Genomic DNA, 20434 nt, shown 5'->3' with positions numbered 1-20434 from the left:
AACGCTTCCGCGACGCTTCCTGCCCGTACGGTCACGGAACGGGCACCGAGCTTGACGTGTCGGTGCCACGGGGCAGACTTGGCCGGGAATAGTGGCAATCGATCACCGGCCGCGCCGATGGGGGACGTAGAAACATGAGCCAGGACGGCGCACAGGGCCGGTACGCAGGGCGTGCCGTCGCCGGCGGTCGCTACCAGCTGCGTGATCTCCTCGGCGAGGGCGGCATGGCCTCGGTCCACCTCGCGTACGACGCGGTGCTCGACCGCCAGGTGGCGATCAAGACGCTGCACACCGAGCTCGGGCGCGAGCAGGCGTTCCGTGAGCGCTTCCGCCGCGAGGCCCAGTCCGTGGCGAAGCTCACGCACACGAACATCGTCTCGGTCTTCGACACCGGCGAGGACGACCTCGACGGGATGACCACTCCGTACATCGTCATGGAGTACGTGGAGGGCCAGCCCCTCGGCTCCGTGCTCGACGCCGACATCGCGCACTACGGCGCGATGCCGACCGACAAGGCCCTGAAGATCACGGCCGATGTCCTCGCGGCGCTGGAGATCAGCCACGAGATGGGTCTGGTCCACCGCGACATCAAGCCGGGCAACGTCATGATGACGAAGCGGAACGTCGTCAAGGTCATGGACTTCGGCATCGCCCGCGCCATGCAGTCCGGTGTCACGTCGATGACGCAGACCGGCATGGTCGTCGGCACCCCGCAGTACCTCTCGCCCGAGCAGGCCCTCGGCCGTGGCGTGGACGCCCGCTCCGACCTGTACTCGGTCGGCATCATGCTCTTCCAACTGGTCACCGGGCGGCTGCCGTTCGAGGCGGATTCGCCGCTGGCCATAGCGTACGCACACGTCCAGGAGGAGCCGGTGGCTCCTTCGTCGATCAACCGGTCGGTTCCCCCGGCCGTGGACGCGCTGGTCGCCCGCGCGCTGAAGAAGAACCCGAACGAGCGCTTCCCGAGCGCCGAGGCGATGCGGGACGAGTGCCTGCGGGTCGCCCAGTCGCTGCAGGCCGCGGCGCCCAGCATCGTGCCGGGTGCGCAGACGTCCAGCGGCGCGGGTGTCGGTTCCGCGGTGTTCCCGCCGGTCGACCAGTCGGCGCAGGCGCCGACCGGCCCGGTGCAGACGCCGTACCAGCCGGGCCCCTACGGGACGCCCACGCCGGCACCGGCGACTCCGGGCTACGGATATCCGCAGCAGGGCTATCAGACCCCGCCGCCCGCCTCTCCGTACGCGTCTCAGCAGCAGTACCAGCACCAGCAGACGCCTGCGCCCTACACCATCTCGCCCCAGACGACGCCGAGTTCGTCCGTCTCGGGCGGCGGCGGTGGCGGCAAGCGGAACACCGGCGTGATCGTCGGTTCGATCGTGGTCGCGCTGATCGCGGTCGGCGGTCTGATCACGGCCCTGACGATGAACGGCGGTGACGAGAAGGGCGGCGGCGACGCGAAGAAGTCACCGTCGGCCGTCGCCGGTCACAAGGGGCCCGACCTGACGAAGACGATCGAAGAGGACCAGTGCAAGGAGCCTGAGACGGGTTACAACGACCCCGACAAGGTCCAGCTCCCGGACTTCACCTACAAGAACATCACGTCGGTCAAGGCCTGTATGCAGGCCGCCGGTTGGCAGTTCGACGTCCGGGACGTCGACGAGAACACCTTCGGTGAGGGCACGGTCATCGTGCAGTACCCCAAGGCGGGCACCGAGATCGACCCGAAGAACCCCGACTCGATCCAGCTCCAGGTCTCGACGGGCGACCCGGCGACGGGCTGACCCAGCCGGTCCGGCCGGTCCGGCTCACCACTGACGGCCGCTCACTCGGCGAACGCGTCGCGCACCGCCGCGTACTCCTTCGTCCACCACACGGCGAGCGCCGACGCCGCGGGGAACTGCGGGTCGGCGCGGTGGTCGCCGCGTTCGTAGCGCCAGCGCAGTATCCAGAAGTCGTTGAGCCGCTCCCACCACACGCGGTGGACGGCGGCCGCGAGCTCGTCCGCCCCGGCGCCCGAGGCGCGGCGGTACGCGCGCGCGTAGGCCCGCACCTTCGGCAGGTCGAGCGTGCCGACGGGACGCACGAAGAAGATCACGGCGGCGCGCACGGCCTCTTCGGCGCGCGGCTGCACCCCGAGCCGGTCCCAGTCGACGATCGCGGCCGGTACGCCGCCCTGGTAGAGCAGGTTGAACGGGTGGAAGTCCCCGTGCACCCAGCCGGTCGCCGAGGCCTGCGGAGGCCGCCGCCCCGCGCAGGTCTCCAGGAGGGCGCGGCGCTCCACGAGCCGGTGCCGGGCCAGCTCGTCGAACGCGTCGTGCGGGCGGTGGCGGCGCACCCGCTCCAGCAGGGTGTCGATGAGCGCGAGGGTGTCCGCGGGATCGGCACTGTCCCGCCCGCGCGCGGGCGCGGCGCCCATGACCTTCTCCAGACAGGCGTGTACGAGTCCCAGGAGCGCCCCGAGCGTGCGGCACTGGGCCGCCGTGAGCTGGGCGCCGCTGCGGTGGCGGCCCTCGACCCAGGGGTGCAGGGCGTAGCTGGCGCCGCCGATGACGGTGAAGGTGCGGCCGTCGGCGGCGGGCAGGGGCGGGGCGACGGGGACGCCGAGTGCGGCGAGGCGTTCGGTGGCGCGGTGCTGGCGGGCGATGGCGGCCGGGTCGGCGGTCTCGGGGTCGAAGTGGTGCTTGAGGAAGTAGTGGCCGCGTGTGGTGGCGAGCCGGTAGCCGCGGTTGAGCAGGCCCTGGTCGACGGGCTCGCAGGCCAGCGGCGAGCCGGCGTCGTACTGCCGCAGCAGGGCACGGAGCGGTGGGGCGGAGTGAGCAGATGAGCGCGGCACGCGCCAGATGTTAGGGCACCCTGGGTAGCCGTCGGCTACAGAACGTGGTGAAAGGCCCGCTTCGGATGACGGTGACGGGTGCCGCCGGTCAGTTCGTGCACGGTGACGAACTGGACGGACCACCGGCCGTCGGTGGGGGCGCGGTCTTCCTGGAATTCGGAGGGCTTGATTCCACGGCGCGTGCGCCGCCGAAAGCGCGCCCTGAAAGAGTCCCGGGCCTAGAGTCCCAGGCCCCCTGTGAAAGAGCCCCAGGCCCTGTGAAAGGCACCTGGGTCCCGAATTCAGTGGCGCTTCTCGGCCTGTAGCCGCGCCACGAATGCGGCGGCCTGCGAGCGGCGTTCCATGCCCAGTTTCGACAGCAGGCTGGACACGTAATTCTTGATCGTTTTCTCGGCGAGATGCAGGCGTTCCCCGATGACCCGGTTGGTCAGGCCCTCGCCGATCAGGTCGAGGATCTTGCGCTCCTGTTCGGTCAGGTTCGCGAGCCGGTCGTCCTCCATGGCGCGGCCCCCGTCGCGGAGCCTTTCGAGGACGCGGGCGGTGGCGACGGGGTCGAGCAGGGACTTCCCGGCGGCTACGTCGCGGACCGCGTTCAGGAGTTCGTTGCCCCTGATGGCCTTCAGTACGTAGCCGGAGGCGCCCGCCATGATCGCGTCGAAGAGTGCCTCGTCATCGGCGAACGAGGTCAGCATCAGGCACTTGATCGACTCGTCCTGGGAGCGGATCTCGCGGCACACCTCGACACCGCTGCCGTCCGGGAGCCGCACGTCCAGAACCGCGACGTCGGGGCGGGTGGCGGGGATGCGGACCATGGCGTCGGCGGCCGTACCGGCCTCTCCGACGACTTCGATGTCCTCTTCCACGGAAAGCATCTCGTGCACTCCGCGGCGTACGACTTCATGGTCATCGAGTAGAAATACGCGAATTTTTCCGTCTTCGGACACGCGGTCAGTCTCACATACTGGCTCTTCCCGTGCCCGAGGTGCCCGGGATAACGTGCCCGTGTTCCGGCTGCCTGCCAGGCCGTGACCCGTGCTCCGAACAGTGCTTTGACCACGTCTGACCAGCGAGTGTTCCGAAGTTGCTCGATTTACTTGGATATCCAAGCAAAATCGCAGGTCAGATGGGGTTTCGCAGATATGAGGGGCACTGGGTAACGTGCATGGTGCAGGGCGCTCGCCGGGGCACCTGTCACGCCTGTACCCGGTCGAGTCGCACCCACCCCGTGCGCAGGTCGGCCAGGCGAGCCTCCCCAGGTTCCTGAGGAACAGGGGGGACCCCCAGGCTTCCCGGCGAACCCGGGGGCCGGACCGACGGAGGAGCACACGTGACCGTGGACAGCACTGCCGCAGCGCGTACGCCGCGCAAGCGCACCGCTGCGAAAAAGTCTGCGAAGAAGTCCCCGGGGGCGACAGCGCCCGACCTCGTCCAGCTGCTGAGCCCCGAGGGCCGGCGCGTTCAGGACCCCGCGCACGCCGAGTACGCCGCGTTCGTCGAGGACATCACGGCCGACGAGCTGCGAGGCCTGTACCGCGACATGGTCCTCACCCGCCGCTTCGACGCGGAGGCGACCTCGCTGCAGCGCCAGGGCGAGCTGGGCCTGTGGGCCTCGCTGCTCGGCCAGGAGGCCGCGCAGATCGGCTCGGGCCGGGCCACCCGCGCCGACGACTACGTCTTCCCCACCTACCGCGAGCACGGCGTCGCCTGGTGCAGGGGCGTCGACCCGACGAACCTGCTCGGCATGTTCCGCGGCGTGAACAACGGCGGCTGGGACCCGAACACGAACAACTTCCACCTGTACACGATCGTCATCGGCTCGCAGACGCTGCACGCCACCGGCTACGCCATGGGCATCGCCAAGGACGGCGCGGACAGCGCGGTGATCGCGTACTTCGGTGACGGCGCCTCCAGCCAGGGCGATGTCGCGGAGTCGTTCACGTTCTCCGCGGTCTACAACGCGCCCGTCGTGTTCTTCTGCCAGAACAACCAGTGGGCGATCTCGGAGCCGACCGAGAAGCAGACCCGGGTGCCGCTCTACCAGCGCGCGCAGGGCTACGGCTTCCCCGGCGTCCGCGTCGACGGCAACGACGTGCTGGCCTGCCTGGCCGTCACCAAGTGGGCCCTGGAGCGGGCCCGCAGGGGCGAGGGGCCGACGCTGGTCGAGGCGTTCACGTACCGCATGGGCGCGCACACCACCTCCGACGACCCGTCGAAGTACCGGGCCGACGAGGAGCGCGAGGCGTGGGAGGCGAAGGACCCGATCCAGCGCCTGCGCACGTATCTGGAGTCCGAAACTGACACGGACGAGGGATTTTTCGCGGAACTCGAGGCCGAGAGCGAAGCGTTGGGTCTTCGAGTACGCGAGGTCGTGCGGGCCATGCCCGACCCGGACCGGATGGCCATCTTCGAGAACGCGTACGCGGACGGGCACTCGCTCGTCGACGAGGAGCGTGCCCAGTTCGCCGCCTACCAGGCGTCGTTCTCCGATGCCGAGGGAGGCAACTGATCATGGCGGTACAGAAGCTTCCGCTCGCGAAAGCGATCAACGAGTCGCTGCGCCTGGCGCTCGACACCGACCCCAAGGTCCTGATCATGGGCGAGGACGTCGGCAAGCTCGGCGGCGTCTTCCGCGTCACGGACGGGCTCCAGAAGGACTTCGGCGAGGACCGGGTCATCGACACCCCGCTCGCCGAGTCCGGCATCGTCGGCACGGCCATCGGCCTCGCGCTGCGCGGGTACCGGCCGGTCGTGGAGATCCAGTTCGACGGTTTCGTCTTCCCCGCGTACGACCAGATCGTCACGCAGCTCGCGAAGATGCACGCCCGCGCGCTCGGCAAGATCAAGCTGCCGGTCGTCGTGCGGATCCCGTACGGCGGCGGCATCGGCGCGGTCGAGCACCACTCGGAGTCGCCGGAGGCGCTGTTCGCGCACGTGGCGGGCCTGAAGGTGGTCTCCCCGTCGAACTCGTCGGACGCGTACTGGATGATGCAGCAGGCCATCCAGAGCGACGACCCGGTGATCTTCTTCGAGCCGAAGCGGCGCTACTGGGACAAGGCCGAGGTCGACACCGAGGCGATCCCCGGACCGCTGCACGGCGCGCGCACGCTGCGCGAGGGCACGGATCTGACGCTCGTCGCCTACGGGCCGATGGTGAAGGTCTGCCTGGAGGTGGCCGCGGCCGCCCAGGAGGAGGGCAAGTCCCTGGAGGTCGTCGACCTGCGCTCCATGTCGCCGATCGACTTCGACGCGGTGCAGAAGTCCGTCGAGAAGACCCGCCGGCTCGTCGTGGTGCACGAGGCCCCGGTCTTCCTCGGCACGGGCGCGGAGATCGCCGCGCGGATCACCGAGCGCTGCTTCTACCATCTGGAGGCGCCCGTGCTGCGGGTCGGCGGCTATGCCGTGCCGTACCCGCCGGCGCGCCTCGAGGATGAGTACCTGCCGGGCCTCGACCGGGTGCTCGATGCCGTCGACCGCTCGCTGGCGTACTGAGGAGAGGGCCGTGACGACGATGACAGACGCTGCGCTGGCCGAGTTCAAGATGCCCGACGTGGGCGAGGGGCTCACCGAGGCCGAGATCCTCAAGTGGTACGTCCAGCCGGGTGACGTGGTCACCGACGGGCAGGTCGTGTGCGAGGTGGAGACGGCGAAGGCGGCCGTCGAGCTGCCCATCCCGTTCAACGGAGTGGTGCAGGAGCTGCGCTTCCCCGAGGGCACGACGGTGGACGTGGGGCAGGTGATCATCGCGGTGGACGTCGCGGGCGGATCCGGCTCCGCGGACGCCGCTCCCGCTCCCGCTCCCGTTTCCGTTTCCGTGCCGGAGCCCACGGCGCCCGAGCCCGAGCCGGAGGCTGAGCCGAAGGGGCGGCAGCCGGTACTCGTGGGGTACGGCGTTTCCGAGGCGTCGACGAAGCGCCGGCCCCGCAAGGGCGATGTGGTGGCGGCCCCCGCGGCGGTCACGGAGCCGGCGCCCGAGCCGCAGGCCCCCGCGAAGGGGAACGGGCGCCCGCTCGCCAAGCCCCCCGTGCGCAAGCTGGCCAAGGATCTCGGCGTCGACCTCGCCTCGCTCACGCCCTCCGGTCCTGACGGCATCATCACCCGCGAGGACGTGCACGCGGCCGTCGCCCCGGCTCCCGAGCCGACCGTGACGCCGGCGCAGGCGCTGCTGCTGTCGCCCGAGCCGGTGGCTGTCGCGCCGGCCGCCGAGCCGGCCGTCGTCCAGGACGGCGTCCGCGAGACCCGTATCCCCGTCAAGGGCGTGCGCAAGGCCACCGCGGCGGCGATGATCGGCTCCGCGTTCACCGCGCCGCACGTCACGGAGTTCGTGACGGTCGACGTGACGCGGACGATGAAGCTCGTCGAGGAGCTGAAGGCAGACAAGGAGATGCAGGGGCTGCGGGTCAATCCGCTGCTGCTCATCGCCAAGGCCCTGCTCGTCGCGATCAAGCGGAACCCCGAGATCAGCGCCTCGTGGGACGAGGCGGCCCAGGAGATCGTGCGCAAGCACTACGTGAATCTGGGCATCGCCGCCGCCACGCCGCGCGGTCTGATCGTGCCGAACATCAAGGACGCGCACGCCAAGACCCTGCCCGAACTGGCGTCGGCGCTGGGCGAGTTGGTGGCCACGGCCCGCGAGGGCAAGACGTCGCCGGGCGCCATGCAGGGCGGCACGGTGACGATCACGAACGTCGGCGTCTTCGGCGTCGACACGGGCACCCCGATCCTGAACCCCGGCGAGTCGGCGATTCTCGCCGTCGGAGCGATCAAGCTCCAGCCGTGGGTCCACAAGGGCAAGGTGAAGCCCCGTCAGGTCACCACCCTGGCCCTGTCCTTCGACCACCGTCTGGTGGACGGAGAGCTGGGCTCGAAGGTCCTGGCGGACGTCGCGGCGATCCTGGAGCAGCCCAAGCGGCTGATCACCTGGGCGTGAACGAACAACACGGGGCCGTCCCTGAGGGGTACGGCCCCGTGTGGCGTTCTCGTGGCTTCTCCTGGCATCCGTACGTCTGCACATCCTGATCTCCGGAAAGAGACGCTCGTCCGGGGTGATCGCCTGGCGGATCAACAGGATCTGGACCCACGTCAGGAAGACAGGAAGTGAGCGCGAAGGGCCCGCCGCGGTATGCGGCGGGCCCCTCGTCCGTGGAGCTGTTCTGGGCTACTTCTTGAAGCCGTAGTCCATCAGCTTCTTCGCGTCCGCCGTGCGGTTCGTGACCGAGGAGGAGGCGAGGACGGTGCCGATGACCGTCTTGCCGTTGCGGGTGGCGGCGAAGACCAGGCAGTACTTGGCCTCGGGGCCCGAACCGGTCTTCACGCCGATGGTGCCGGAGTAGCTGCCGAGCAGGTTGTTCGTGTTGGACCACGACATGTAGCGGTAGCCGCCGCTCTTCGTGGTGACCTTCTGCTTCGTCGACGTCGTCTTCACGACCGAGCGGAACGTGGAGTTCTTCATCGCGGACGACGCGATCTTCGTCAGGTCGCGCGGCGTCGAGTAGTTCGACCCGCTGCCGATGCCGTCGAACGAGTCGAAGTGCGTGTTCTTCAGTCCCATGTCCGTGGCGGACTTGTTCATCTTGCCGATGAAGGACTTCACGCGGGCGGCGCGCGTGCTGCCGGAGCCGAACTTGTCGGCCAGGGCGTACGCGGCGTCGCAGCCGGACGGGAGCATGAGCCCGTACAGGAGCTGGCGGACGGTGACCTTGTCGCCGACGATCAGGCGGGCCGACGAGGCGTTCTTCGCGACGATGTAGTCGCTGTACGCCTTCTGGATCGTGACCTTGGAGTCCAGGTTCAGGTTCGACTGCGCCAGGACGACCTTCGCGGTCATGATCTTGGTGGTGGAGCCGGTGGAACGGCGGGTGTCGGCGGCCTTGGTGAACAGGCTCGTACCGGTCCCGTTGTTCATCACGTAGCCGCCCTTGGCGACGATCGTGGGGGTGGGCAGCGTGGCCGCCTGTGCGGAGGTCGCGAAGACCCCGCTCGCGAGGACCGCACCGGCGGTCACGGTGGCGGCGGCGGTTACGCGGCGAATGCCCTTGATGCGGGTTTTCAAGTTGAACGCTCCAAATGCCCCTGGAATGCGGCCACATGAGGGCCACTCGCTGAAGAGACTCACGAGCGTGCCGGATGGATGTGCTGGCATGCGGAGTATTTACGCGGAGTTTTTGCGCCGGCTGTCTGTGCGGGCTGTTTGCGCGGGCTGGTCATGCGGACCGTTTGTGGCGAGGGGTGCCGCGTCCGCATCCTGGACGACCGCCGACGATGCGTACGTGTTGTATCTATGATGTGCGCATGCCTTCAGCGCCCCCGTCCCCCACCGCCGTCAAGCGACCACCGGCGGCCGACCGCGTCTACGACCACGTCAAGCGCAGCGTCCTCGAACGCCGCTACGAGGGCGGGACGTTGCTCACCGAGGGCGAGCTGGCCGAGGCCGTCGGGGTCTCCCGCACCCCGGTGCGCGAGGCGCTGCTCAAGCTGGAGGTCGAGGGGCTGATCAAGCTCTACCCGAAGAAGGGCGCGCTGGTCCTGGCCGTCTCCGCGCAGGAGATCGCGGACGTCGTCGAGACCCGCCTCCTCGTCGAGGAGCACTCCGTACGCAAGGCGGTCCCCGCGCCCGCGGGCCTGATCGCGCGCCTGGAGGAACTGCTCTCGCTCCAGCAGACCCAGGCCGCGGCGGGCGAGCTGGCCGACGCGGCCAGCACCGACCGCTGCTTCCACGCCGAGATCGTCCGCAGTGGAGGCAACGCGATCCTCTCCCGCCTCTACGACCAGCTGCGCGACCGCCAGCTGAGAATGGGCGTCGCCGTGATGCACTCGCACCCGGACCGCATCGCCAAAACACTCATCGAGCACGCGGAAATCCTCGAGGCGCTGCGCGACGGCGACGCCGAGGCCGCCGTCGCCGTCGTCCGCCGCCACGTCGGCTGGTTCTCGAACCTGGCGCGGGGCGAGGTCCGATGAGCTCCGCAGGCACCGCGTCACTGCCCGGGGATCCCCCCGGCGGCCGCAGGGCCGTCGCCGTCTGGTCCATAGGCGTCGCCGTCTACTTCGTCGCCGTCATCTTCCGCACCTCGCTGGGCGTCGCGGGCCTCGACGCCGTCGAACGCTTCCACATCAACGCCTCGGCGCTGTCCACGTTCTCGATCCTCCAGCTGCTCGTGTACGCGGGCATGCAGATACCCGTCGGCCTGATGGTCGACCGGCTCGGCACCAAGCGGGTCCTGACGATCGGCGTCGTCCTCTTCACCCTCGGCCAGCTGGGCTTCGCGTTCTCGCCCTCGTACGGGACCGCCCTCGTGTCGCGCGCGCTGCTCGGCTGTGGCGACGCGATGACGTTCATCAGCGTCCTGCGGCTCGGCACGCGCTGGTTCCCCGCCCGGCGCGGGCCGCTGGTCGCGCAGCTCGCGGGCCTCGTCGGCATGGCCGGCAACCTCGTGTCGACGCTCGTGATCGCCCGGCTGCTGCACGGCGTCGGCTGGGAGGCCGCGTTCGCCGGCAGCGCGCTCGCCGGTGTCGCCGTCCTCGTCCTGATGCTGGTCTTCCTCAAGGACCACCCGGAAGGCTTCGAACCGGAGCCCGTGCGGCACACCGGCGGGGCCTTCGTCCGCGGACAGATCCTCGCGTCCTGGCGCGAGCCGGGGACCCGGCTCGGCCTGTGGGTGCACTTCACGACGCAGTTCCCGGCGATGGTGTTCCTGCTGCTGTGGGGCCTGCCGTTCCTGGTCGAGGCGCAGGGCCTCTCGCGCGGGACCGCCGGCGAACTGCTCACCCTCGTCGTGCTGTCCAACATGTTCATCGGGCTCGTCTACGGGCAGATCGTGGCCCGGCACCACACGGCCCGGCTGCCGCTCGCGCTCGGTACGGTCGCCGGTACGGCGGTGATGTGGGCCGTGACGATCGCGTACCCGGGGGACCACGCGCCGATGTGGCTGCTGGTCATGCTGTGCGTCGTGCTGGGTGCGTGCGGGCCCGCGTCCATGATCGGGTTCGACTTCGCGCGTCCGGCGAACCCGCCGGAGCGGCAGGGCACCGCGTCCGGGATCGTCAACATGGGCGGGTTCGTCGCCTCGATGACGACGCTGTTCGCGATCGGGGTCCTGCTGGACGCGACCGGCGACAATTACCGGATCGCGTTCTCCGCGGTGTTCGTGCTCGAAGCGCTCGGGATCAGCCAGATCCTGCGACTGCGCCGCCGCGCGGACCGGCGCGAACGGGAGCGCCTGGTGGCGAGCCGGGTGGAGACGGTGCACGTGCCCGCTTGATGTGGGTGGGCCCTCGAATGCCGTTGCGCGGCATCGAGGGTTGTGCCCGTCCGCTCCACCGCCCTGAGCCCGTACATACGGGCTACGTAGGAACTACGGCGTCGTGGACAGCGAGTTCAGGATCGCCTGGGCGAGGTCCAGGTCGCCCTCGGTCTTGATCCGGTCGGACACCGCGTCGGGCGTCACACGACCGCAGGCCAGCCTGACGTACGTCTCCCAGTCGAGGGAGAGCGTGGCGGCCGGGCCCAGCGACGGGGCGCCGTCGATCGTGCCGCGCCCGTCCGCGTCGACGCGGACCGTGCGCAGGAACTCGACCGGCCCGTGCACATCGAAGACCACCGCCGAGTTCGCCGGCGCCGACGCGTCCTTCGCGACGACCTTGGGCAGCACGGCGAGCAGCATGTCGCGCGTGACGTGAGCGCCCGGCGAGTCGAGGTTGCCCGGTCGGCCGACGGCCGCGCGCAGGTCCTGCTCGTGCACCCACACGTCGAACGCCCGCTTGCGCATGGCGAATTCGAGGGTCTCCTCCGTGCCGAGCGGCCCGCGCACCATCGCGCCCGGCTCGCGCGGCTCGTTGCGCAGCTGCCGGGAGCGCCGGATGATCGTGTACTCCAGCTCGGACGTCATCTCGGGCGCCGTGTGGTGGCGCCGTACGTCGACCTGCATCTCCATGTACCGCTGGTGCTCGTTCTTCACGTGGTACAGGTCGCGCGGCAGGGTGTGGATGGGCCGCGGGTCACCGAGCATCTCGCAGTCGAGGCCGATGACATGGGAGACGATGTCCCGCACCGACCAGCCGGGGCATGGCGTGGCCCGGCTCCATTCGCCCTCCACCAGGGGCGTCACCAGCTCGGATATCGCTTCGATGGAATGCGTCCAGGCATCGGCGTAGGACTGAAGACTGGGGTGGAGACTCACGGAACGGGACCCCTCGGGCGGTTGTGGCGCGGGCAGTGGGTGTCTTGGAACGTTAAGTTACGCTGCTGGCAGGCACCCCGGCAGTGCTTTCGTGTGACGATCGTAGGCCCGTGTGGACGGCTCGAATGCCAGGACGGTGGTAGTGTGCGCGCCTCGCTCATCCAGATCCGTGTAGATGATGACGAATCGCCCAATTCCCGTCGGCTGCGCGCCGCTTCGATGGTGCGGGATCAAGCCGGGTCCGCCGACCTCGTCGTCCTCCCCGAGCTGTGGACCACCGGCGCCTTCGCCTACGAGGCCTTCGCGACCGAGGCGGAGCCCCTGAAGGGCCCGACGTACGAGGCGATGGCGAAGGCCGCGAGCGACGCCGGTGTCTGGCTGCACGCGGGCACGATCCCCGAGCGCGCGGTGTCCGACAGCGGCTCCGCCGCGGGGGACGGACCGCTCTACAACACCGCGCTCGTGTTCTCTCCCGACGGCGAACTCGCCGCCGCCTACCGCAAGATCCACCGCTTCGGCTTCGACAAGGGCGAGGCCGTGCTGATGAGCGCGGGCGAGGAACTCGTCACCGTACGCCTGCCGGAGACCGTCCTCGGCGTCACCACCTGCTACGACCTGCGCTTCCCCGAGCTGTACCGGGGCCTGGTCGACCAGGGCGCCGAGACCCTCCTCGTGTCGGCCGGCTGGCCCGAGCGGCGCCGCGCGCACTGGACGCTGCTCGCCCAGGCGCGCGCCGTCGAGAACCAGGCGTACGTACTGGCCTGCGGCACCGCCGGTACGCACGCCGGGGTGCAGCAGGCCGGGCACAGCGTCGTCGTGGACCCCTGGGGCCAGATCATCGCGGAGGCGGGCGCCGACGAGGAGGTCCTCACCGTCGACTTCGACGCGGCGTCCGTCGCCGGGACCCGCGAACGGTTCCCGGCGCTCAAGGACCGCCGGCTGGGCCTGGAACCGCCTCGACGGTGAGCGGCGGGGCGTACGCCTCAGCCGTCAGCCGTCCCCCCGCTCCTTCTCCGCCAGGTGGATCACGCACACCGCGACGGCGATGATCAGCGCCGGGTCCGCGTCCTCGCGGATGACGTCGACGCCGTACGTGTCGCGCACCCGGAGCCAGCGGCGCGAGATGTGGGCGAGCATCTCGCCGTCGTACTCGACGACGAACTCGCGGTCCAGGATCTTTCCGCTGACGTCGAGCTCGGTGCCGTCGACCAGCTCGACCCGGTAGTGGTTGCGCAGCAGCGACAGGCGCTTGCGCTTGACCTTGGCGAGGGCCTCGTCGCCTCGTTCGATGACCATCGTGTCGCGCAGGGCGAACATCTTCTCGTGGATGTCGATGAGCACCCGCCCGTCGGGCCCCTTCAGCTCGAAGGTGTCCCGCAGGCGCATCGCCTTGCCGTCGACGAGGAAGGCCTTGTGGCCCTGCTCGTCCTCGATCCAGTAGTCCTCGCCCACCGCGAAGAGCCGCTCTCGAACTTCGTATCTCATACGTCGAAGGGTGCCCAGCTCGCGCGGGAGGAGTCTTCCCCCTCACTCGGGCGGCGGCGTCCCGAGGCGGCGGGCGAGGGGCGGCTCATGGGCGAGGACGTACCCCGTGGCGATCCCGACGCACACGACCGTGAACAGCGCGATGAGCCACGAAAGGAGGGTGAAGACGAGGCCCAGGGGGCCGAACTCGTCCACGGAGCGGTTCAGCGTGCGCGGCAGGTAGAAGCGTGACGCCCAGGCGAGGGCGACCACGCCCGTGCCGGTCAGGACGGCGCCCGGCAGCAGCGGCAGCCACCCCACGCGGCTGCCGAGCAGCAGATGCTGCGTCCACCACCACAGCAGGGTGCTCGACACGAACGACAGCAGCAGGCCGAGCCAGCGGCCCAGCCCGAACCCGTCGCGCAGCAGCCCCTGGACCACGAGCGCGGCCAGCCACACGAGCAGCCACACCAGCCACCGCCACGCGATGAGGCGCAGGCCGGCGGGCGGTACGTGCCAGGAGCGCTCGCACACGCGTTGCAGGGCACGGCTGCACGAGGTCGCCGACAGGAGGGTGACGAGGACGCCGACGGCGCCCGATGTGTCGCGCGTGGTGTCGTCGGGCGCCGCGAACACCTGCTGGACCTGGTTGAGGGCGGCGCCGGACAGGCCGAGCGCGTAGGTGGCCGACTCGACGAGACCGTCGCGTACGGCGGACGGGGCGAACGCGGCGACGACGAAGAGCACGGGGACCGCTGTCAGAAAGGCCTGCGCGGCCAGTCGTGTCGAGGAGTCGAGGAGACTCACGTCCACCATCTGCCGGGTCAGGCGGGTGATGAACGGCACTCGCTCCCGCAGCGCACCGGCCCGCGCGGCGCCCCACCGAGTGACCTTGGCCAGGGTGCCGCTGAGACCGCCGCGCGCGCTGTCGTCCCTCATAGCTGCCAAGCGTCGGCCACGCCCTGCCCCGTCCGCCCGCAGACGCGCCGCTGGGGCATGCTGCGGCTGCCGGGATGCGGCCCCGGTACCTCCGCGGGCCCCCGGCCGAACCCTCTGCGGTACGCCACTACGGAGCACGCGCCGGCTTAGTGGCACCCTTGACCCATGAACGATGTCGACCCCGCACCCCGTCGCGCCCGTGTCCGTGCCCCCGAGCTCATCGGCAAGGGCGGCTGGCTCAATACGGGCGGTAAGCAGTACACACTGGCTGACCTGCGGGGACGCATCGTCATTCTGGATTTCTGGACCTTCTGCTGTGTGAACTGCCTGCACGTCCTCGACGAGCTGCGTGAGCTCGAGGAGAAGCACCGGGACACCGTCGTGATCGTCGGCGTGCACTCGCCGAAGTTCGTGCACGAGGCCGAGCACGCCGCCGTGGTCGATGCCGTCGAGCGGTACAACGTCGAGCACCCCGTCCTCGACGACCCCGAGCTGGCGACCTGGAAGCAGTACGCCGTGCGGGCCTGGCCCACGCTCGCGGTGATCGACCCCGAGGGGTACGTCGTCGCGCAGCACGCCGGTGAGGGGCACGCCCACGCCATCGAGAAGCTGGTCGAGCAGCTGGAGGCGGAGCACGGGGCGAAGGGGACGCTGCGCCGCGGCGACGGTCCGTACGTCGCGCCCGAGCCGGTCGCGACGGATCTGCGGTTCCCCGGCAAGGCGCTCGTGCTGCCGTCCGGGAACTTCCTGGTCTCCGACACGACCCGGCACCAGCTCGTCGAGCTGGCCGCGGACGGCGAGAGCGTCGTGCGGCGGATCGGCTCGCCCGGCGACTTCAACGAGCCGCAGGGCCTCGCGCTGCTCGACGACGCGACCGTCGTCGTGGCCGACACGGTGCACCACTCGCTGAAGGCCGTGGACCTCGCGAGCGGGGACGTCACGACGCTCGCGGGCACCGGCAAGCAGTGGTGGCAGGGCGCGCCGACCGACGGGCCCGCCCTTGAGGTGTCGCTGTCCTCGCCGTGGGACGTCGCGCTCTTCGGCGGCAAGGTGTGGATCGCCATGGCGGGCGTGCACCAGCTGTGGACGTACGACCCGCGGACGAAGCGGGTCGCCGTGGCGGCGGGGACGACGAACGAGGGGCTCGTCGACGGTCCGGGGGCCGAGGCGTGGTTCGCGCAGCCGTCCGGGCTGGCGGCGACCGAGGAGCGGCTGTGGGTGGCCGACTCGGAGACGTCCGCGCTGCGGTACGTCGACCTGGACGGCACGGTGCACACGGCGGTCGGTACGGGTCTCTTCGACTTCGGTCACCGGGACGGCGCCGCCGAACAGGCCCTGTTCCAGCACCCGTTGGGCGTGACGGCCCTGCCGGACGGCTCGGTCGCCGTCTCGGACACGTACAACCACGCCCTGCGCCGCTACGACCCGGCGACCGGCGAGGTCACCACGCTGGCGACGGACCTGCGGGAGCCGAGCGACGCCGTGCTCGTGGGGGACGACGTTCCAGAGATCGTCGTGGTGGAGTCGGCGCGGCACCGGCTGACGCGGCTACGGCTTCCCGAGGAGGCCGTGCGGGTCGAGTCGGTCGCGCACCGGACGCAGCGCGCGGCGACCGAAGTCGCCCCGGGCAAGCTCCAGCTGGACGTGATCTTCCAGGCGCCTGCGGGTCAGAAGCTCGACATGCGGTACGGGCCCTCGACCCGGCTCCTGGTCTCCTCCACCCCGCCCGAGCTGCTGGTCGCGGGGGACGGGGCGGACACGGACCTGGCGCGCGAGCTGGTCCTGAACCCGCAGGTCACGGAGGGCGTCCTGCATGTGTCGGCGATGGCCGCCTCGTGCGACGACGACCCGGCCAACGAGTACCCGGCCTGCCACGTCCACCAGCAGGACTGGGGCGTGCCGGTCCGGCTCACCGAGGGGGGCGCGGACCGGCTGCCGCTGGTGCTCGCGGGCATGGACGACCGGGGCTGATCCGGACTGTCAAGGGCTGACCGGGGTGGCCGGTCAGCCCTCCAGGAACGCCGCGAGCGCGTTGGCGAGGAGGAACGGGTCGTCGGCGGCGCACAGTTCGCGGACGCTGTGCATGGACAGGATCGCCACGCCGATGTCGACGGTCTTGATGCCGTGGCGGGCGGCCGTGATCGGGCCGATCGTCGTGCCGCAGGGCATGGCGTTGTTGGAGACGAACGACTGGAACGGGACGCCGGCCTTCTCGCAGGCGGCGGCGAACACGGCGCGGCCCGAACCGTCCGTGGCGTAGCGGTTGTTGACGTTGACCTTGAGGATGGGGCCGCCGCCGGCGCGCGGGTGGTGGGTGGGGTCGTGGCGCTCGGCGTAGTTGGGGTGCACGGCGTGGCCGGTGTCGGACGACAGGCACACCGTCCCGGCGAAGGCGCGCGCCTTGTCCTCGTACGACCCTCCGCGCGCGAACACCGAACGCTCCAGTACGCCGCCGAGCAGCGGGCCGTCGGCGCCGGTGTCGGACTGCGACCCGTTCTCCTCGTGGTCGAAGGCGGCGAGGACCGGGATGTACGGGAGGTCGTCGGAGGCGGACACGGCGGCGAGTGCGGCCGTTCCCGCGTGCACGGACAGGAGGTTGTCCATGCGGGGCCCGGCGACGAGCTCCTTGTCGCGGCCGAGGTAGGAGGGCGCCTCGATGGGGTGCGTCATCAGGTCCCAGCCGGTGACGTCGCCCTCGGCGAGCCCGTACTCCTGCTCCAGGAAGCGGATCAGGCCGCCCTCGTGGACGCCGTCGCCGAGGCCGCAGATGGGCTGCATGTGCTTCTGCTTGTCGAGCTTGAGGCCGTCGGTGTGGACGGAGCGGTCCATGTGGATGGCGAGCTGCGGCACGCGCAGCAGCGCCCGGTCGATGTTCACGAGCCGCGTCGAACCGTCCCTCAGGCTGAGCCGGCCCGCGAGTCCGAGGTCCCGGTCGAGCCAGGAGTTGAGGAGCGGTCCGCCGTAGATCTCGACGGCGACCTGCCGCCAGCCCTGCGAGCCCATGTCGGGCAGCGGCTTGACCCGCAGGTTCGGCGAGTCGGTGTGCGCGCCGACGATGCGGAAGGGGGTGTGCGGCGCGGCGCCCTCGGGGACGTACCACGCCACGATCGCGCCGCCGCGCGTCACGTACTTGCCGCCCGTCGTCCCGTCCCACGCGTCGGTCTCGGCGACCTGGCGGAATCCGGCCTTCTCCAGGCGCGCGGCGGCGTTCGCCACGGCGTGGTACGGCGAGGGGCTGGCCGCGAGGAAGGACATGAGGTCGTCGGTGTGACCGCGGTCGAAGCGGGAGGGGTTGCTCATGCGGGCCAGCCTAACGAGCCCCGCGCCCGGCGCGCGGGGGGTCCGCACGGGGGTTCGCCCGATCTCGACACGACGGCGCCGCCACCCGGAAGTGTCCGGGTGGCGGCGCCGATGACCGCAGGGAGACCGGAGGCTAGAACGCGGCCTCGTCCAGCTCCATCAGGTCGAGGTCGGCCTGCTCGGAGAGGCGGCGCTCAAGGCCCACGCCCGGCAGGACGTTCGCGGCGAAGAACTTCGCGGCGGCGATCTTGCCCTGGTAGAAGGCCACGTCCTTGGCGGAGGCGGTCTCCAGCTTCTCGGCGGCGACGGCCGCGCCGCGCAGCAGCAGGAAGCCGACGACCACGTCACCGGAGGCGAGCAGCAGGCGGGTGGTGTTGAGGCCCACCTTGTAGATGTTCTTGGTGTCCTGCTCGGTGGCCGCGAGGTCGGTCAGCATGACGCCGACGATGGCCTCCAGCTCGACGGCCGCCTTGGCGAGCGACTCGCGGGCCGCGGCGAGGTCCTCGCCGCCCGTGCCGACCGCGAGGAACTTCTTGATCTCCTCGGCGAGGCCGTTGAGCGCGGCGCCCTGGTTGCGGACGATCTTCCGGAAGAAGAAGTCCTGGCCCTGGATCGCGGTGGTGCCCTCGTAGAGGGTGTCGATCTTGGCGTCGCGGATGTACTGCTCGATCGGGTACTCCTGGAGGTAACCCGAGCCGCCGAACGTCTGGAGCGACTGCGCCAGCTGCTCGTAGGCCTTCTCCGAGCCGTAGCCCTTCACGATCGGCAGGAGGAGGTCGTTGAGGGCGTGGAGCTGGGACGCGTCCTCGCCCGTGGCCTCCTTGACCGCGATGTCGTCCTGGACGGCTGCGGTGTGCAGCACGAGCGCGCGCATGCCCTCCGCGTACGCCTTCTGCGTCATGAGCGAGCGGCGCACGTCCGGGTGGTGCGTGATGGTGACCTTGGGGGCGGTCTTGTCCATGAACTGGGCCAGGTCGGGGCCCTGGACGCGCTCCTTGGCGTACTCCAGCGCGTTCAGGTAGCCCGTCGACAGCGTGGAGATCGCCTTCGTGCCGACCATCATGCGGGCGAACTCGATGATGCGGAACATCTGGCGGATGCCGTCGTGCTTGTCGCCGATGAGCCAGCCCTTGGCGGGGTGCTGGTCGCCGAACGTCATCTCGCAGGTGTTGGAGGCCTTGAGGCCCATCTTGTGCTCGACGTTCGTCGCGTAGACGCCGTTGCGCTCGCCCAGCTCGCCGGTCTCCCAGTCGAAGTGGAACTTCGGGACCAGGAAGAGGGAGAGGCCCTTGGTGCCGGGGCCGTGGCCCTCGGGGCGCGCGAGCACGTAGTGAAGGATGTTCTCCGACATGTCGTGCTCACCGGACGTGATGAAGCGCTTCACGCCCTCGATGTGCCAGGAGCCGTCCGCCTGCTGGACGGCCTTGGTGCGGCCGGCGCCCACGTCCGAACCGGCGTCCGGCTCGGTCAGGACCATCGTCGAGCCCCACTGCTTCTCGACGGCGATCTCGGCGACCTTCTTCTGCGCCTCGTTGCCCTCCTCGAAGAGGATGCCGGCGAACGCCGGGCCGGAGCAGTACATCCAGATCGCGGGGTTCGAGCCGAGCAGCAGCTCCGCGTAGGCCCAGATCAGGGAGCGCGGCGAGGTCGTGCCGCCGATCTCCTCGGGCAGGCCGAGGCGCCAGTACTCGGAGTCCATGAAGGCCTGGTACGACTTCTTGAAGCTCGCCGGTACCGGAGCGGTGTTGGTCTCCGGGTCGAAGACCGGCGGGTTGCGGTCGGCGTCCGTGAAGGACTCGGCCAGCTCGTTCTCGGCGAGGCGGGCGACCTCGTCGAGGATGCTCTTGGCGGTGTCGACGTCCATCTCCGCGAACGGGCCGCTGCCGTACAGCTTGTCGCGCCCGAGCACCTCGAAGAGGTTGAACTCGATGTCGCGGAGATTCGACTTGTAGTGCCCCATGGCGACGGCTCCGTTTGATGGGTAGCGGGATCTTCGTAAACACGGGCTACTCGTAAGTAGCAAGTACCTGTGATGATGCTACCCGTCGGTAATAACGCGCAACCCCTGATCCGCCGATGTGAGCAGGGTCTAACGGCACCCGCGGTCCGGCCCCCGCTCGGTAGTCTGGCCCTCATGTACGGCTACGACCAGACCGCGGGACCCGGGCAGCAGTACGCGCCGCCCCAGCAGGGCATGCAGGGCGGGTACGGCCAGCAGGCGCCGCCGCTCTATCCGGAGCCGTCCCCTCCGTCACTGGCGGACGCGGTCCGCGCCTTCACCACGGGCTCGATGGCCGCCGAGGACTTCCAGCAGATCTTCGCCACGTCGAAGGTCTACTGCCCGCGCGGCGACAATCCGGGCTTCCTCGCGCTGCACAACACCCAGCAGCCGGTCATCCCGATGTTCACCTCGCTCAAGGAGCTGCGCAGATACGCGGGCAAGGAGTCCAAGTACTTCGTGATCACCGGCGCCGAGGTGATCGACCTGCTCCCGACCGGATACGGCTTCGTCCTCGACATGGAGGGCGAGCACCGGATGGTCTTCGACGCCAAGGCGGTCGAGCAGATGGTCGACTTCGCGATGCGCCGCATGTACGGCTAGGCGCCATTGCCGCGCGGACCGCTGAAGGCCGCCGCAGACCGGTACCCGAGACGCCCGGAGGGAATTCCCTCCGGGCGTTCCGCGTTCCAGGTGGCAGAAAGTTCTACGTTCAACTAAACTCGG

The 20434-nt window shown here is 70.1% G+C and carries 17 protein-coding genes; 9 read left to right on the top strand and 8 right to left on the bottom strand.

The genetic code is table 11. The features are described 5' to 3' along the window. Positions 1-134: 134 nt before the first annotated feature. Positions 135-1778 (top strand): protein kinase domain-containing protein, encoded by a 1644-nt coding sequence (locus ACIPWY_RS13985; protein ID WP_362907704.1) that lies wholly within the window; start codon positions 135-137, stop codon positions 1776-1778. Between the two features lie 41 nt (positions 1779-1819). Here ACIPWY_RS13985 and ACIPWY_RS13980 read toward each other — a convergent pair whose 3' ends face one another. Continuing rightward, complete coding sequence (locus tag ACIPWY_RS13980) at positions 1820-2830, bottom strand: phosphotransferase (protein ID WP_362907703.1); 1011 nt, start codon at positions 2828-2830, stop codon at positions 1820-1822. A gap of 281 nt (positions 2831-3111) precedes the next feature. Continuing rightward, positions 3112-3774 (bottom strand): response regulator transcription factor, encoded by a 663-nt coding sequence (locus ACIPWY_RS13975; RefSeq protein WP_362901440.1) that lies wholly within the window; start codon positions 3772-3774, stop codon positions 3112-3114. Positions 3775-4157: 383 nt separating this feature from the next. On the opposite strand from ACIPWY_RS13975, the gene pdhA reads away from it, so the two are divergent. From pdhA to ACIPWY_RS13960, 3 genes are read left to right on the top strand one after another with little or no spacing between them, the layout of a single operon-like run. Next, a complete protein-coding gene (gene pdhA / locus ACIPWY_RS13970; protein WP_362901438.1) occupies positions 4158-5336 on the top strand; it encodes a pyruvate dehydrogenase (acetyl-transferring) E1 component subunit alpha in 1179 nt (392 codons plus the stop codon). Positions 5337-5338: 2 nt separating this feature from the next. Beyond that, positions 5339-6319, top strand: a complete 981-nt coding sequence (locus tag ACIPWY_RS13965; RefSeq protein ID WP_362901436.1) for an alpha-ketoacid dehydrogenase subunit beta — start codon at positions 5339-5341, stop codon at positions 6317-6319. 10 nt (positions 6320-6329) lie between these two features. Continuing rightward, positions 6330-7757, top strand: a complete 1428-nt coding sequence (locus tag ACIPWY_RS13960; RefSeq protein ID WP_393699346.1) for a dihydrolipoamide acetyltransferase family protein — start codon at positions 6330-6332, stop codon at positions 7755-7757. A gap of 228 nt (positions 7758-7985) precedes the next feature. Here ACIPWY_RS13960 and ACIPWY_RS13955 read toward each other — a convergent pair whose 3' ends face one another. Beyond that, positions 7986-8879 (bottom strand): D-alanyl-D-alanine carboxypeptidase family protein, encoded by an 894-nt coding sequence (locus ACIPWY_RS13955; RefSeq protein WP_401533273.1) that lies wholly within the window; start codon positions 8877-8879, stop codon positions 7986-7988. Between the two features lie 239 nt (positions 8880-9118). On the opposite strand from ACIPWY_RS13955, the gene ACIPWY_RS13950 reads away from it, so the two are divergent. Both ACIPWY_RS13950 and ACIPWY_RS13945 read left to right on the top strand, forming a co-directional pair. Beyond that, positions 9119-9787, top strand: a complete 669-nt coding sequence (locus ACIPWY_RS13950; RefSeq protein ID WP_393699348.1) for a GntR family transcriptional regulator — start codon at positions 9119-9121, stop codon at positions 9785-9787. Beyond that, positions 9784-11088, top strand: a complete 1305-nt coding sequence (locus ACIPWY_RS13945; protein ID WP_362901430.1) for an MFS transporter — start codon at positions 9784-9786, stop codon at positions 11086-11088. Before ACIPWY_RS13950 ends, ACIPWY_RS13945 begins: the two co-directional genes overlap by 4 nt. Before the next feature lie 93 nt (positions 11089-11181). Here ACIPWY_RS13945 and ACIPWY_RS13940 read toward each other — a convergent pair whose 3' ends face one another. Then, positions 11182-12006 (bottom strand): maleylpyruvate isomerase family mycothiol-dependent enzyme, encoded by an 825-nt coding sequence (locus tag ACIPWY_RS13940; protein WP_401533270.1) that lies wholly within the window; start codon positions 12004-12006, stop codon positions 11182-11184. A gap of 144 nt (positions 12007-12150) precedes the next feature. On the opposite strand from ACIPWY_RS13940, the gene ACIPWY_RS13935 reads away from it, so the two are divergent. Beyond that, complete coding sequence (locus ACIPWY_RS13935) at positions 12151-12972, top strand: carbon-nitrogen family hydrolase (RefSeq protein ID WP_362901427.1); 822 nt, start codon at positions 12151-12153, stop codon at positions 12970-12972. Between the two features lie 24 nt (positions 12973-12996). On the opposite strand, the gene ACIPWY_RS13930 is transcribed toward ACIPWY_RS13935, so the two are convergent. Together ACIPWY_RS13930 and ACIPWY_RS13925 are read right to left on the bottom strand one after the other, a co-directional pair. Then, positions 12997-13491 carry an LURP-one-related family protein gene (locus ACIPWY_RS13930; RefSeq protein WP_362901425.1) on the bottom strand — a complete coding sequence of 165 codons (495 nt, stop codon included), beginning with the start codon at positions 13489-13491 and terminating at the stop codon, positions 12997-12999. A gap of 42 nt (positions 13492-13533) precedes the next feature. Beyond that, positions 13534-14409 carry a YhjD/YihY/BrkB family envelope integrity protein gene (locus ACIPWY_RS13925; RefSeq protein WP_362901423.1) on the bottom strand — a complete coding sequence of 292 codons (876 nt, stop codon included), beginning with the start codon at positions 14407-14409 and terminating at the stop codon, positions 13534-13536. Positions 14410-14574: 165 nt separating this feature from the next. Between ACIPWY_RS13925 and ACIPWY_RS13920 the strand changes: the two genes are divergently transcribed. Next, on the top strand, positions 14575-16380 hold the full coding sequence (locus ACIPWY_RS13920; RefSeq protein WP_401533266.1) for a thioredoxin-like domain-containing protein: 1806 nt from the start codon (positions 14575-14577) through the stop codon (positions 16378-16380). Between the two features lie 33 nt (positions 16381-16413). Here ACIPWY_RS13920 and ACIPWY_RS13915 read toward each other — a convergent pair whose 3' ends face one another. Together ACIPWY_RS13915 and ACIPWY_RS13910 are read right to left on the bottom strand one after the other, a co-directional pair. Continuing rightward, positions 16414-17709: a M18 family aminopeptidase gene (locus ACIPWY_RS13915; RefSeq protein WP_401533264.1), complete on the bottom strand. Its 1296-nt coding sequence runs from the start codon at positions 17707-17709 to the stop codon at positions 16414-16416. 133 nt (positions 17710-17842) lie between these two features. After that, complete coding sequence (locus ACIPWY_RS13910) at positions 17843-19669, bottom strand: acyl-CoA dehydrogenase (RefSeq protein ID WP_362901417.1); 1827 nt, start codon at positions 19667-19669, stop codon at positions 17843-17845. Positions 19670-19843: 174 nt separating this feature from the next. Here ACIPWY_RS13910 and ACIPWY_RS13905 point away from each other — a divergent pair, with 174 nt between their 5' ends. Further along, on the top strand, positions 19844-20311 hold the full coding sequence (locus ACIPWY_RS13905; RefSeq protein WP_127827615.1) for an SseB family protein: 468 nt from the start codon (positions 19844-19846) through the stop codon (positions 20309-20311). Positions 20312-20434: the final 123 nt, after the last annotated feature.

Origin of the sequence: Streptomyces sp. NPDC090032 (assembly GCF_044748025.1) — a bacterium.
GTDB lineage: Bacteria > Actinomycetota > Actinomycetes > Streptomycetales > Streptomycetaceae > Streptomyces.
The sequence above is the reverse complement of the archived record's forward strand: the minus strand, read 5'-3'. Positions and strand labels throughout refer to the sequence as shown.